A 13,457-nucleotide genomic window follows, 5' to 3' on the forward strand; every position below is an offset into this window, starting at 1 on the left:
GCGGCACGGAAAGCACAATGCATGCGCCGCTTTGCTTTGCACGGTGATGGCATGAGCGACCCGCGCATCCGGCTTGTGGCGGAAGGTTTGGCGGCACGCAATGCGTTGGATCCCGCCGCGCTGGTTCCGTGGATGGTGGCTGGGCAGCGCGTCGGCTGGCTGGACCGCGAGCGTGCCGCGCTGCTGATGCGCTGGCCGCGGTGGTTCGAGGTCTCGGCGCAGCGCGTCGACTTGCGCAACACGCTCGCCACCGAGGGCGAGCGCACCGCCGCGCTGGCCGAGGTGGCCGCACGCCTGGCCGAAGACGGCCACGTGCGCGGCTGGCGCGACGAGCGCTTCGAGGTCAATACCGGTTGGGGCACGCCCGTGCTGGCGCTGATCGAGCGCGCCGCCGCACGCTTCTTCGGGATCCGCACGTATGCCGCGCACATGAACGGCCTGATTGATGGGGCGGAGGGCTCGGAACCCGCCCTCTGGCTGGCCCGCCGCTCCAGCACCAAGCCCATCGACCCCGGCATGTGGGACAACCTTGTCGCTGGCGGTATCGGCCACGGCTTCGATGCGCGCGGCGCGTTGGAAAAGGAATGCTGGGAAGAGGCGGGCATCGGCGCCGATCTGGCCGCCGGGCTAGTGCCGCGCGGTACCCTCGATGTCATGCGCGAAGTTCCGGAGGGCATCCAGAACGAGACCCTGTTCGTCTTCGATCTGACGCTGCCGGGCGACTTCATTCCAGTCAACCAGGACGGCGAGGTCGCTGGCCACCTGCGCGCCAGCCCGGACACCGCCCTTGATATCATGGCGGACTGCGCGATGACGGTGGACGCCACGCTCGTCACCCTTGATGCCTTGGTGCGCCGGATGCCGCAATGGTTCGCGCCCGACAACAATACATAAAACGCTTGATGAGTCACTCCGGTTTCATTCTTACCCTGTCCTGCCCGGATCAGCCCGGCATCGTCCACGCCGTCTCCGGCCTGCTGTTCGAGCAGGGCTGCAACATTCTCGATTCCGACCAGTTCGGCGACGAATTCACGGGCCGCTTCTTCATGCGCGTCCATTTCGTGCCGCAGGGCCAGCCGCTCGATCTGCAGACGCTGCGCGATCGCTTCACTCCCATCGGCGAGCGATTTTCCATGCAGTGGGGCATATTTGACGCTGCGGTCAAGCCGCGGGTGATGATCCTGGTCTCCAAGATCGGCCATTGCCTGAACGACCTGCTGTTCCGCGCCCGTGCCGGCCAGTTGCCGATCGAGATCGCCGCCATCGTTTCGAACCATCGCGATTTTTACCAGCTCGCCGCGTCGTATGACGTGCCGTTCATGCATCTGCCCCTCCTGCAGGCAACCGACGCGCAGAAGGCACAACAGGAAGCCCGCATCTGGGAAATCGCTCAGGAGCAGCAGATCGACCTGGTCGTGCTTGCGCGCTACATGCAGATTCTCTCGAACGACCTGTGCCGCAAGCTCGAAGGCCGTGCCATCAACATCCACCATTCGTTCCTGCCGAGCTTCAAGGGCGCCAAGCCGTATTACCAGGCGCATGAGCGCGGCGTGAAGTTGATCGGCGCGACGGCCCACTACGTGACGGCCGACCTGGACGAAGGCCCGATCATCGAGCAGGAAATCGAACGCGTAGACCACAGCATGGACCCGGAGCAGCTCACCGCCGTCGGCCGTGACGTGGAATGCGTGGCGCTGGCCCGTGCCGTGAAGTGGCACGCCGAACACCGTATCCTGTTGAACGGCCACAAGACCGTGGTCTTCAAGTAAGGGGAGGAGCGTACGCGATGCGACAGATCATCCTCGATACGGAAACCACCGGCCTGAACGCCGCCACCGGCGACCGCGTGATCGAAATCGGCTGCGTGGAAATGGTCAACCGCCGCTTGACCGGCCGCAACCTGCACTTCTACATCAACCCCGAGCGCGAAATCGATGCGGGCGCGATGGCGGTGCACGGCATCACCAACGAGTTTGTGGCCGACAAGCCGAAGTTTGCGGAAATCGTCAACGAGATCCGCGACTACGTGCAGGGCGCCGAGGCGATCATCCACAACGCCGCGTTCGACTTGGGCTTCCTGGACATGGAGTTCCAGCGCCTGGGCCTGCCGACCTTCCGCGAGCACCTGTCGGGCTGCATCGACACGCTGCTGGAGGCGCGCCGGATGTTCCCCGGCAAGCGCAACTCGCTCGATGCGCTGTGCGACCGGCTGGGCGTGAGCAACGCACACCGCACGCTGCACGGCGCCTTGCTGGACGCGGAGCTGCTGGCCGAGGTCTACCTGGCTATGACGCGCGGCCAGAACGCCTTGGTGATCGACATGCTGGAAGGCGGCGAAGGGGAATCCGCGGAGGCTGACGCCGTCGACCTAAGCGTACTGGATCTGCTGGTACTGTCGGCCACCGGGGCCGAAGCCGAGGCTCACGCCGGCGTGCTCAAGGAGATCGACAAGGCCAGTGGTGGCAAGACCGTCTGGACGCGCGAAGCACCCGAAGCCGCGCCCCCGGCGGCGTGATGTAAAAAAAGTGCGGTCGGGTATTTACACGGCCATAGCTTTTCGCCATAATCTCGTTTTCGCCGCACACGGGTGGTTAGCTCAGCGGTAGAGCACTGCCTTCACACGGCAGGGGTCACAGGTTCAATCCCTGTACCACCCACCAAATACACTTCCGGTGAGTTCCCTGGAAGTCCAAAAACCCGCGATAGCTCAAGGCTTCGCGGGTTTTTTCATTCCAGAATCGTCCGATAAGCTGCGTTGACATCCGGGGGTACGTGGGGGTATTTCTGGGGGTACATCAGATACCCCCAGCTGGAGATACCCCCAGATGGCACTCACCGACACCGCAATCCGCAACACCAAGCCTGCCGACAAGCCGATCAAGCTGTTCGACGGCGGCGGCTTGTTTCTCCACGTCACGCCCGCCGGCCAGCGCTACTGGCGGCTGAAGTATCGGTTCGCGGGCAAAGAGAAGCTGCTGGCCCTGGGCGTTTACCCGGAAGTCGGCCTGAAAGAGGCCAGGGATCGGCGGGAGGAAGCCAAACGGCAGCTGGGCGAGGGCGTTGACCCGTCAGTCGAGCGCAAGGTGCGGAAGGTGGCGACGGTCGAGCGGGCGGCTAACAGCTTCGAGGCCGTGGCCCGCGAGTGGCACACCAAGTACGCGCCGGGCTGGTCCGAGAGCAACTCCAAGAAGGTGCTGGCCCGTTTGGAGAACGACGTGTTCCCCTGGCTTGGCGGACGGCCGATTGCCGAGTTGAAGGCGCCAGAACTGCTGGCCGTGTGCCGTCGTGTCGAGTCTCGCGGCGCCTTGGATACTGCACACCGTGTACTGCAAACTTGCGGCCAGATCTTCCGCTATGCCGTTGCCACCGGCAGGGCAGAGCGTGACCCCTCGGGCGACCTGCGGGGAGCTTTGCCCCCGGCTAAGGGGAAGCACTACGCCGCACCGACTGATCCCAAGGAAGCGGCCGGATTGCTGCGGATGTTTGATGGTTTCACGGGCACGTTTGTCGTGAAGTGCGCGCTGTTGCTAGCCCCGATGGTTTTCGTCCGGCCTGGCGAGCTGCGCGCAGCGGAATGGGTGGACATCGATCTGGACGCAGCCGAATGGCGCTTCCTGTCGTCTAAGCGAGACGTGCCCCACATCGTGCCCCTCTCGACCCAGGCCATCGCAATCCTGCGTGACCTACACGCCCTGACCGGCCACGGCCGCTACCTCTTCCCTGGCGCGCGGGACAAAGCCAAGCCCATGTCCGAGGCGGCCATCAACGCCGCGCTCAAACGCATGGGCGTCGACACCCAGAAGGAGTTCACCGGCCACGGCGTGCGTCCCATTGCGCGCACCATCCTGCGCGAAGTGCTGGGCTTCGAGGCTGAGGTAATCGAGCTGCAGCTCGCACATCGGAAGAAAGATCCGAACGGCGCGGCGTATGACCGGGTGGCCTTCCTGTCCGTGCGCAAACAGATGATGCAGGCGTGGGCGGACTACCTAGACGAACTTAGACGCGGCGCGAAGGTGATTCCGCTGCCATCGAGCATGTGACAATCACACGAGCCGCGCCTAGATCGGCCAATCGAAAACGGGTTCTCTCACCCGCCGGCGCTGCTCTCTTTTTCGAGGGACTTTGCGTGAGGGCGCAAGGATGGGCTCGACTCCCACACCCAGCGACATAAATTCGCAGAACAGAGAGTTCTGGGCTAATCAGGATCACATCGGCAGGTACGGTGACGCGATCGTGGCCGCCACTGATGCCCTGACAAAATATAACGAGTATGGGCACGGTCGCTTTGCATGGCTAGCCTACAAGAGCGTCCGAGATGCGGAAAGACTCTGGCCTGCCTATCAGGAAGCGATGATTGCCTACGTCAGTACGTGGGGGAATGGGCAAGAACCCAAGTTGTCCACAGAAGTGCTGGACTCCCTGAGGGACCGCGTCCTATCGATCTTGGACGACGTTGTTGCCGATCTTCTGGAGCTGGATGACACGAGCACAAATGAGGGCCGCGCAGCCATCAAGCGGGCTCTGAGGATCGACGGGGACAAAGCTCCCCGAAGTTCCGGCGCTCGAGCGCTTGAGGAAAAAATCGTCCAAGCAATGGCGAACGTTTACCGCGCCGCGGCTTCATTGCAGGTGAGATTCGCTAGCGGGGAATCGTCGCGTGGTGATCCGCCGCCTGCGACCGCCCGGCACATTCAGCGCATAGTGGCAAATAGCGCAGGCGTAAGCGTTTCTCAGGTTGATCTTGTCTGGCGTCAGTATTTAGCCGATGGTGAGTTGGCAGACGAGTACAAGGCGCTGATCCAGCAGGTCAAAGAGCGAGACAAGCAGCTCCGGCGTATGGCAGTGCCAAGGGTCAAAACGGCACCAAAAAAGCAAATCAGAAAGCCTTCTGCCAGTCACATCTGGCGTCAACCTGTGAGGTCAAAAATTTAGAAACCCCTCCTGTTTTCTAAAATTTTTTCCTTGGTGCAAACAGTTCCTCAGAGCTTCGGGGTGGTCCCGAGGCAACTGACGGAGCTTTTGCATGGCCACAAACATCCAAACAGCGCTGACTATCCTGCGCCGTAAGCAGGTTGAAGCCGCAACGGGGCTTTCGCGCTCCACGATCTACGCCCGCCTCAGGGACAAGACCTTCCCGCCTGCTGTCCGTCTGGGGCCGCGCTCCGTGGGCTGGCGCGCCGGCGACATCGACGCCTTCCTGGCCAATCCGGCCAGCTACCGCGCGGAGGGCTGAAAGATGGCAAAGAAAAAGGCCACGACTCGCGCCGCAGCCCTCAAGCAAATTCTTCAAACGATTCCGGGTAATGATAGCGCATCGCAGCGCCAACGTGCGTTGACTGCGATGCAGACGCTGGGCAGCGTCACCACGTTCGAGCTGATGCGCCACCTGGACGTGTACGACCCACGTCCGCGCATCTTCGAGCTGCGCCACCACCTCGGCCACCGCATCAAGACTGTGACGCGCATCGAGCAGACGGAAGCCGGCGTGCCTCATCGTGTCGGCGTGTACCTGCTGGAGGTCGGAACATGCTGAACTTCACTGGCACTTGTAAACCCATGGCAAAGGCGTATACTTTGCCTGTCGCCGAGACAACGGCGGCCGGGTGTGGAAACCCGATTCACGATGGCGGACAGCCGCCGCTCTTGGCGGTATTTTTTCGTCCGTTGCGCTTGCGCACGCCTTCGATTATGGCGGGCCGGGCGGGGCAGCCTTCGGGCTGGCCGGTGCCATCGTGCCGGTTTTCCACCCCCGCTGTCAGGCCCGCCACCCCTCATGTGGAAATGAGCGGCGGGCCTTCCTCAATCACGATGGAGGCCGCCATGCGCCAGTCTCACCACGCCCATTCGGGCATCGCCTATCGTTCTCAAACGCCAGACAGTGTTCGCCTGCTCGAACGCGTGTCGGTGGCATTGCTTGCCGCAGCAAAGGAGCAGCGCAAACCTGTTGCGATCTATCTGACCGGTGACGCACAAAATCGCCCGGCCGCCCTCGCAACTGAGGAGGCTGCCATGCCTGAAGTTCTCGCTCGTTCTGAGCACTCCCGCTTCCCCTTGAGCGCAAATGCCGGCCGACAAACGGCCATGGCTGGCGCCGCGCAGAAGCTGCGCAGCAAGGCGAAGGTACGTCCAACCCTTCGCCTGACCGGCAGCAGCATCGGCCTGGACGATCGTGCCTTTGTCGGCCTGATCGATGCTGCTGGCAATGAGCGACCGTACAACTTGGCCGAAGCCCTGGCGATCGCCGAGCAGATCGACCCGCGCAGCCTGAGATACATCGCGGAAGTCCTGAACTTCGATACCGAGAACGGCTATCTGGCTGCCGACGACGCAGCCACCTGGGAAAGCCACAAGGCTCGCGTCCTCGATCTGCTGGCCAGCGTGGAGGTGTGCCATGGCTAAGACGATCACCATTGACACGCAAAAGCTGCGCGAAGCCATCGAAAGTATGGACGCCATGTCGCAGAGCGGATTCTCGGAAATCGCGGCCGTCGCTGGGCTCGCTCTGTCCCGACTGGAGACGCCGGAAGGTTGGCTGAACCTAGAAGACATTGCCTATGCGCTGCAAGCCATCCGCAGCAAGGCAGAAGACATCGAAAACTGTATCAACTGGGAAGCCGAGCAGGTGGGCTGCAACTACAAGGATGCAGCGATGTGTCGCCGCCTGGACGCGCGACGATCTGCTGAAGCCATGCGACATGCTCCGAGGGTAGCAGCATGATCGCCGCTCACGTTCGCCATAGTGCCTTGGGAGGCTTTGTTGCCAGCCGCTACTACAACCGCCGCCGCGTAGCCCTGCGCCGCTTCTGCGCGGCGTTCTGGCACCTCCTGGGAGCCTGACGTGACTCCGACACAACAAAACCACCTGCGCGCGCAGGTGGGCGGGGACACTCGCGCCTCGCGCTGCCCAGAGTGGCTGCAGCCACTTCACCATGCGCGCGCATCGGGCATGACGCCGCGCCATGGCTGGATCGTCATTCAGGCCGGCGGCCACATCGCGCGGTGGGTGCCGGCGGTGAGCGTCGCGCCGGGCTACAAGCCGAGCCTGGACGATGACTTGTCGGCCCTGCGCGGTCTCGATTGCGAGTTGCTGATCGACGACGAGGCGGGTTATGGCTTGGTGCGTGGTTTGGTCGCGGGAATACTTCGGGCGGATCCGCTGCGCTTGCTGCTACTGATTTGCGGCCAGCGTCCAGCCATCGTCATCTTGAAGAAGGGGGACGCGCATGGGGCTCATTGAGAGCTTGGTCCCTGCCAGTGCTGAAGCGCAAGCCGCCTTCGAGGCAGCCCAGGAAAAGCACGCTCAGCCGCCCGGCCTTCGCCTGCTATTGACGTGCGCCGCAGACGTGGTGCCAGAGGCAATCGTCTGGCTGTGGCCTGGCTGGTTGCCCGCGGGAAAAATCTCGATCCTCGCCGGTTCGCCCGGTACCGGCAAAACCACGCTGGCGCTCGCCATGGCGGCGATCGTTAGCAACGGCGACACATGGCCGGATGGCTCGCAGATGAAGAAACCGGGGAGCGTGCTGATCTGGTCCAGCGAAGACGACCCGGCCGACACGCTGGTGCCCCGCCTGATGGCCGCTGGCGCCGATCTGCGCCGTATCCACTTTGCACAGGCGGTGGCCGATGAACACGGCGAACTGCAGCCGTTCGATCCGGCCCGCGACATGCACTTGTTGTCGGAGCGCCTGAGTGAAATGGGCGGTGCCGACTTGCTGATCGTGGATCCGATCGTCTCGGCTGTATCGGGCGATGCCCACCGCGTCAATGACGTGCGCCGCAACCTGCAGGACCTGGTGAACGTGGCAGCGGCACACCGGTGCGCTGTACTGGGCATCTCGCACTTTGCAAAAGGCACCAAGGGGACGAGCCCTGCGGAGCGCGTTATCGGCTCTCAAGCGTTCGTTGCCCTCGCCCGGATGGTTCTGGTGGCCGGGAAAGATGAAGCCGCAGAGCGCCGCATCCTGGCCCGTGCCAAGTCCAACATCAGCCCGGATGACGGCGGAGTGAGCTACGCCATCGAGCAAGTGGAGGCCGGCGTTGGTATCACCGCCAGCCGGGTCATGTGGGGCGAGCTGATTCAGGGCACCGCGCGCGAGATTCTGGGCGACGTCGAGCAGGAAGACGACCAGGAAGAACGCACCGAGCGCGACGAGGCGGCCGACTTCCTGCGGTCGCTGCTGGAGGGTGGACCTGTCTCGGTGAAAGCCATCAAGGCCGACGCGACCGGGGCGGGGTATGCCTGGCGCACCATCGAGCGCGCAAAGCGTGAGCTGGGGGTGGATGCCCGAAAGGCCGGCATGAAAGACGGATGGGTGTGGACCCTTCCCGCCGAAGTCCGCCACGAAGACGACGAACCCCGCCACTCTCCAAACGGTGGCGGTCTTCGGGATGGTTGGCGGTCTTCTGGAATTACAAGGGTTTCCAAGGAGGTGCAGACCGCCACTTCTAACGAAGACCGCGAAGACCGCCACGGTAGAGGGAGTGGCGGGGTTCGCTCTGAAACCGACGAATCGGAGGAGGAGCTATGAGCGTCGCATCGCTTTTGAGCAAGGCGCGCGCGATGGGTGTTCGCCTGATTCTGAACGGCGAAGGTGTGAAGCTGCGGGGCCCGGCTGAGTCGATCGCGGCGATCAAGCCCGAGTTGGCAGCCCATAAAGCGGAGATCGTGGAGTACTTGCGCGGCACCGCAAGCGAAGCCCTGCATCTGCTTGGCTATCCCACGCAGGACGGTCCCTTCACGCCTTACTGCGTGCCGATGACGCCCGGGCGTGTGGCTGGGCTATTGGCAGACCTGCGGGCGACCATCCACAAGGTGGCTGACCGCGAGGGATGGGCGGCCGAGCGACGGGCGGACCTGCTGAGCCTGGTGGCTCGCCAGCCCGTCTCCACCCTGGCTGATGACCTGACGTATTTCCGAGAGCGCCTGAGCGCTATCGAGGCCGTCGAGCGCGTCAGTCGTGACCGTGAAGGGAGGTTCGCATGATCGACGTGCTTATCGCTGGAACCGTAAGCAACGAACCACGCGAGCGCCTCGGTGATGACGGCCGCCCGCGAGCTCGCGTGAACCTCACTGCCCTGGATGGCAGCGGAAAAGTGCAGCTCATCTCCTGCACATCTGGCAATCCAGAAGCGCGGCGCGCGCTAACGCGCCTGCACGTGGGCGACAGCGTCGCAATCCTTCGTGTCTCCGTAAACCGCGTGCTGACGCAGCGCGGAGACGATGACTTTGACGACTTCGAATAGGAAAAACCATGAGCGAACAACGGAAGCGCCTCGCTGAGGCCATCGCAGCAAAGGTCGATGCCGAGAGGCGCGTTGTTGATGCATCGGAGGCACACAGCCGCGCATTGCGCTTGCTGGCTGAGGCCGGCACAGCCCTCGCCGCCATTGGTCAGAAGGACAGGGAAACGGCTGACTCAGACGCTCAGGCTATCGCCGAGCGCCTACGCAAGGGTGAACGGGTTGATCTGCTGCACCAGGAGGATTCCGAACTGCGCGAGCGGCGCCTCGACGCCGAGCGCCGGCGCAGCGTGGCACACCTGGCAGAGCAGTCCCTTGCCATCGACTTGGGGATGGCAAACGAGGCATTGCAGGCCGCCAATACCACCTTGGAGGTCGCCATGCGGGCGGCGCTGGAGCTCGAGCGCGACAGGGTGGCGGCGGAACTCGCGGAGATCCAGAAGAAGGAGCGCCGGCTGCGCTATCTGTTGGTGGCGCTGGGTGATGCCCACATGCCGCCCGGACGGCCGATATGGCTCACGAATGAACAGGGCCGCTTGCTCGATCCCAACAACGACCTCTTCATCCCACTCGGTGGCGAACATCACCCAACGAACATCGCCGCAAAGGAATGTGCTGCTTTTGTAACCGCGCTGAGGCACGACGCCGACGCGCAGCTAGCCTAAGGAGGCTTTTATGAAAATGCGTTTTTGGGATCAAGGACGGCACGTCAAGTCGACGCGAGCCAAGGGTCGAGATGACGCCACCACTGCGCTGCAGACGCCCATGCCAGGGGTGCCCGTTGTCGCTGAGTACTCGATGCTCGACTACATGTACGCGGTCGACGGCAAGACCATCAAGATCATCCGGCGCGACGCCCGGCTGGTCGCTCAGTCGCCAGGCGCAGCGACTGCCGACGCGATGGCCAAACAGATCAGTTCGATCAACGAGGCCAATGCGAAGTACTGGAAGGAAAACGGCCTGAAGTAGTCAGAAGGCGCGGCCGGGTGCCGGGTCTACCGATACTGGGGATCTGGCGGCCCGTTAGTAAGTGGACTAACTCGACTTTTTAATAGAGGCTAAGGTAAATATGACCACGCAAAACGACTTCTTGCCTTTCGCTGGAGCTGCCGGTGCAAACGTCATCACGCAGGCTGTCTATGCAGCGCTCGCCGCCCAACAGACCGGTTTTCAGTCCGGTGTCGCAAACTCAGCGCAATTGAACAAGGTGTGGCGCCAAGCGAGCATCATGGCGGCTGTCCTCGGGCAGTTCATCGCCGACAACTCTGGACAAAGTGCTGTTGACGACGGCACAACGGCCACCCTTGAGGCGAACCTCAAAAAAGCAATCAATGCGGCGGGCATCACTGCGCCGCAGTTCGACAACAGCACGAACCTCTCGACCACTGCGTTTGTTCGCCAATTCGGCTCCTCGTTCGCCGGCGTCGTAGCCTTGGCCGGCAACAACTCCATTCCGGCCAGCAATGCAGGCCAACTGATGGTGGTGGGTGGTGGCGGCAGCTCCACTCAGACGCTGCCCGCAGCCAGCTCTGTGGCGCCCGGATCGCGATTTGGCTTCAAGGCGCTACCGTCGAGCGTCACGATTGCCCGCAGCGGCAGCGACACCATCACAGTCAATGGCGGATCGACGGTCACGTCAATCACGCTGAATGGCGGCGACACCCTGTCGCTGGTGAGTGATGGCGTGTCGAACTGGCAAACGTACGACGGATCGGCACAGCTTCCTTTCGCCGCAGTCATGTCCGGCGCGAACTGGCAGAGCCCTGCGCAGTTCGACAACAGCGCGCGCCTGATGACTTCGGCGGCGGTGCGCGCTGTAGGCTTGCAGTTTGGCAACGAGGTGGTGCTCTCTGGTAGCACGGCACTGGACACATCCCATGCCGGGAAGGTCGTTGTCCTGAACCATGCTGGCGTGGCGTCTACATATACGCTGCCTAGTTCGGCAACGTATCCGCCTGGTGCCACGATCACGCTGTTCTCGGTGGCATCGGCTATCGGCACGATTCAACGTGCCGGCAGCGACACCATTTCGGTGAACAATGGAGCCCCCGTTACCTCTCTGATTCTCGGCGGTGGTGATTCGTTGATGCTCATGGCTGAACCTGGCGGCTGGAAGCCTTATGGTGGAACGGCGCAGCTTGGATATGCGGCAGCTTTCGGTGCATTGTTCGGCAGTAACGGTTATCAAAAGCTCCCGAGTGGCTTGATCATCCAATGGGGCAGCGTGACAACTGCAACGTCGGCTGACAGCCCCGTAACGTTCCCGATTGCTTTCCCGACCTCTGTCCGGGCAGTGTCACTTGCTGCAAATAGCAGCTCCGCAGCCATCCCTGTTTACAACTCTCTAACCTCTGTCGGCATGAATGTGGGCTGCTGGTCGACATCTGGGTCACGGATTGCCCAGACGGTTCCGTACATCATTCTCGGCAACTGAGGAGCTCCAATGATCCAACAATGGCTGAGGAGGGCTGAGCTGATCGTCGGTGACGATGCCGGCAATGCCCTGGATCTGTCGGCGCTGCACATTACGTTTTCGGTGCATGGGGCGACGACGCAGACCCTAAAACGAGCGACTGTGCGCGTCTATAACGTTTCCCAAGACACGACAAACCGCGTGCTGCGGGAATTTACCCGCTTTACCCTGCAGGTCGGCTACGAAGGCGGCATTGGCCAGATCTTCTCGGGCAGTATCACGAAGGTGAAGCGCGGAAGGGAAAACGCCACTGATAGCTTCCTCGAATTGGAGGGCGCCGACGGTGACAAGGTCTACAACTGGGGTGTAGTGAACACGACTCTCGCGGCCGGATGGACATACCAGGACAAGATTTCGGCTTTAGCCAAGGTCATGGAGCCCTATGGCATCTTGATGGGCGTAATGCCCTCTCTGCCTGCCACAAAGGGGCCGGCCGGGATCACGATGTACGGCATGGTCCGAGACCATCTTCGTCAAACCGCAGATGCCATCGGTTGCGATTGGAACATCCAGGATGGGCGCCTGAACTTCATTCCGAGGGGCGGGTACGTGCTGAGTGACGCTATCGTGCTCAGCCCGTCCACTGGGATGGTCGGCGTTCCCGAGTTGACGATGGAGGGCATCGTGGTCAAGTGCCTTCTAAACCCGAACATCAAAGCCGGGATGCGCGTCCAGATCGACAACTCCTACATCACCGATACAGTGGTGAAGAAGCCGATGCAGCCGCAGACCCAGGACATCAAGATGCCGACTCTGGATGCGCGTGGCGTGTACAAGGTGCTCTATGTCGTCAACAACGGCGACACGCGTGGTCAGGCCTGGTACACGGAGATGATCTGTTCTGCGATCGATGGCACTGCGCCGCTGAGCGGACCTGCCATCAACGCAGTGCCAGAGGTGACCTACTGAACGCGCCCTAGCGCCCCTGGTTGTCTGACAGGGCCTAGACAGGATCCAAGTAGAGCTTGCTGCGGAAGATGCCCGCAAGGCCCGTGTCGTAAGGCTTCTGGGGCAATTCCGCTGCGCGCGGCCTTCAAATCCGGTCAAGGAGGTCTTCTGGACCTCGCGGCCCTAAGCGCCCGGTATCCACGCTGGTATCCATGGTTTCCAGTCCATGGTTACCAAGAAGGTTTCCACGGTTTTGCGGGGTTTCTGGACGCGATAAGTTCGCGCGGGTTCCTTTGGCTGACTTGGCCTGGCGGGCGAAAATCGCTCGGGTAAGTTCGCAGATAGGTTCGCGCCTCTGACATTTGTGTAAGCCATCGCCGAGATTTCTGTGCAGGGAGCGGCCTAGTTTCTGAACGGAAAAAAGCGGCGATGACTCGCTTGGCGCAAGGGTTCCCGCTCGCAAGGTCATTTGGGTTTCTAAACGGTTGGCAAGGCTGGTTTCCAGTCCATGGTTTCCACGGTTTTGGCCCCATCTCCGCGCCGGCGGGCGCTGTTTTTCCCGATTCTTGAAAAGCGAGCCCATAAGCGGACAATGGACCGAGCCACCGTCGACCACAGCTTGAGGGGTGCATGAAGATCAGTCTTTTGAAATGGGCAGCCAAGAACTACGATCCGCCGCCGCATATCGACACCCTGCGCGCCTGGGCGCGCGACGGGAAGATCTACCCGCCCGCACAGAAGGTCGGCAAAGCCTACTACGTCGACGAGAACGCTGTGCACGTTAGCGAGATTGAGGGCGCGCCTCGCTTGGTGCATAGGCTTGGCCTGAAAAAGCTGTAGCTGCCGATATACACAT

General features: G+C 62.2%; 18 protein-coding genes and 1 tRNA gene. All 19 read left to right on the forward strand.

Going from position 1 to position 13,457, the window contains the following annotated elements; translation table 11 throughout:
- The first annotated feature begins 51 nt into the window (after positions 1–51).
- The 19 genes from B4F51_RS01145 to B4F51_RS01235 all read left to right on the forward strand — a co-directional run bounded on the left by B4F51_RS01145 (position 52) and on the right by B4F51_RS01235 (position 13,441).
- Entirely contained in the window at positions 52–894 is an 843-nt protein-coding gene (locus tag B4F51_RS01145; RefSeq protein WP_296223467.1) for an NUDIX hydrolase, read from the forward strand.
- An 8-nt stretch (positions 895–902) separates the two neighbouring features.
- Complete coding sequence (purU, locus tag B4F51_RS01150; RefSeq protein WP_296223258.1) at positions 903–1,769, forward strand: formyltetrahydrofolate deformylase; 867 nt, start codon at positions 903–905, stop codon at positions 1,767–1,769.
- A gap of 17 nt (positions 1,770–1,786) precedes the next feature.
- Complete coding sequence (gene dnaQ, locus B4F51_RS01155; RefSeq protein ID WP_296223261.1) at positions 1,787–2,515, forward strand: DNA polymerase III subunit epsilon; 729 nt, start codon at positions 1,787–1,789, stop codon at positions 2,513–2,515.
- A 70-nt stretch (positions 2,516–2,585) separates the two neighbouring features.
- A tRNA-Val gene (locus B4F51_RS01160) sits at positions 2,586–2,660 on the forward strand.
- Positions 2,661–2,825: 165 nt separating this feature from the next.
- Complete coding sequence (locus tag B4F51_RS01165) at positions 2,826–4,040, forward strand: tyrosine-type recombinase/integrase (RefSeq protein WP_296223262.1); 1,215 nt, start codon at positions 2,826–2,828, stop codon at positions 4,038–4,040.
- Positions 4,041–4,233: 193 nt separating this feature from the next.
- Positions 4,234–4,932: a hypothetical protein gene (locus tag B4F51_RS01170; protein WP_296223263.1), complete on the forward strand. Its 699-nt coding sequence runs from the start codon at positions 4,234–4,236 to the stop codon at positions 4,930–4,932.
- A gap of 91 nt (positions 4,933–5,023) precedes the next feature.
- On the forward strand, positions 5,024–5,233 hold the full coding sequence (locus B4F51_RS01175) for a helix-turn-helix transcriptional regulator (protein ID WP_296223264.1): 210 nt from the start codon (positions 5,024–5,026) through the stop codon (positions 5,231–5,233).
- Positions 5,234–5,236: 3 nt separating this feature from the next.
- Entirely contained in the window at positions 5,237–5,533 is a 297-nt protein-coding gene (locus tag B4F51_RS01180; protein ID WP_296223265.1) for a helix-turn-helix domain-containing protein, read from the forward strand.
- A complete protein-coding gene (locus tag B4F51_RS01185; RefSeq protein WP_296223266.1) occupies positions 5,527–6,399 on the forward strand; it encodes a hypothetical protein in 873 nt (290 codons plus the stop codon). Before B4F51_RS01180 ends, B4F51_RS01185 begins: the two co-directional genes overlap by 7 nt.
- A complete protein-coding gene (locus tag B4F51_RS01190) occupies positions 6,392–6,718 on the forward strand; it encodes a hypothetical protein (RefSeq protein ID WP_296223267.1) in 327 nt (108 codons plus the stop codon). The genes B4F51_RS01185 and B4F51_RS01190 overlap by 8 nt, the downstream gene beginning before the upstream one ends.
- 120 nt (positions 6,719–6,838) lie before the next feature.
- The gene (locus B4F51_RS01195) at positions 6,839–7,237 is read left to right on the forward strand and encodes a hypothetical protein (protein WP_296223268.1); all 399 of its coding nucleotides are present in this window, start codon (positions 6,839–6,841) and stop codon (positions 7,235–7,237) included.
- Positions 7,224–8,528: an AAA family ATPase gene (locus B4F51_RS01200; protein WP_296223269.1), complete on the forward strand. Its 1,305-nt coding sequence runs from the start codon at positions 7,224–7,226 to the stop codon at positions 8,526–8,528. The genes B4F51_RS01195 and B4F51_RS01200 overlap by 14 nt, the downstream gene beginning before the upstream one ends.
- On the forward strand, positions 8,525–8,983 hold the full coding sequence (locus B4F51_RS01205; RefSeq protein WP_296223270.1) for a hypothetical protein: 459 nt from the start codon (positions 8,525–8,527) through the stop codon (positions 8,981–8,983). The genes B4F51_RS01200 and B4F51_RS01205 overlap by 4 nt, the downstream gene beginning before the upstream one ends.
- Entirely contained in the window at positions 8,980–9,243 is a 264-nt protein-coding gene (locus tag B4F51_RS01210; protein WP_296223271.1) for a hypothetical protein, read from the forward strand. Before B4F51_RS01205 ends, B4F51_RS01210 begins: the two co-directional genes overlap by 4 nt.
- An 8-nt stretch (positions 9,244–9,251) precedes the next feature.
- Entirely contained in the window at positions 9,252–9,905 is a 654-nt protein-coding gene (locus tag B4F51_RS01215; RefSeq protein WP_296223272.1) for a hypothetical protein, read from the forward strand.
- A gap of 10 nt (positions 9,906–9,915) precedes the next feature.
- Positions 9,916–10,209 carry a hypothetical protein gene (locus tag B4F51_RS01220; protein ID WP_296223273.1) on the forward strand — a complete coding sequence of 98 codons (294 nt, stop codon included), beginning with the start codon at positions 9,916–9,918 and terminating at the stop codon, positions 10,207–10,209.
- Between the two features lie 100 nt (positions 10,210–10,309).
- Complete coding sequence (locus B4F51_RS01225; RefSeq protein WP_296223274.1) at positions 10,310–11,674, forward strand: gp53-like domain-containing protein; 1,365 nt, start codon at positions 10,310–10,312, stop codon at positions 11,672–11,674.
- A gap of 9 nt (positions 11,675–11,683) precedes the next feature.
- Complete coding sequence (locus B4F51_RS01230; protein WP_296223275.1) at positions 11,684–12,622, forward strand: phage protein; 939 nt, start codon at positions 11,684–11,686, stop codon at positions 12,620–12,622.
- Positions 12,623–13,231: 609 nt separating this feature from the next.
- Positions 13,232–13,441 (forward strand): excisionase, encoded by a 210-nt coding sequence (locus B4F51_RS01235; protein WP_296223276.1) that lies wholly within the window; start codon positions 13,232–13,234, stop codon positions 13,439–13,441.
- Positions 13,442–13,457 lie beyond the last annotated feature (16 nt).

The sequence above is a fragment of the Ralstonia sp. UBA689 genome (genome assembly GCF_002298975.1).
Classification (GTDB): Bacteria; Pseudomonadota; Gammaproteobacteria; order Burkholderiales; family Burkholderiaceae; genus Ralstonia.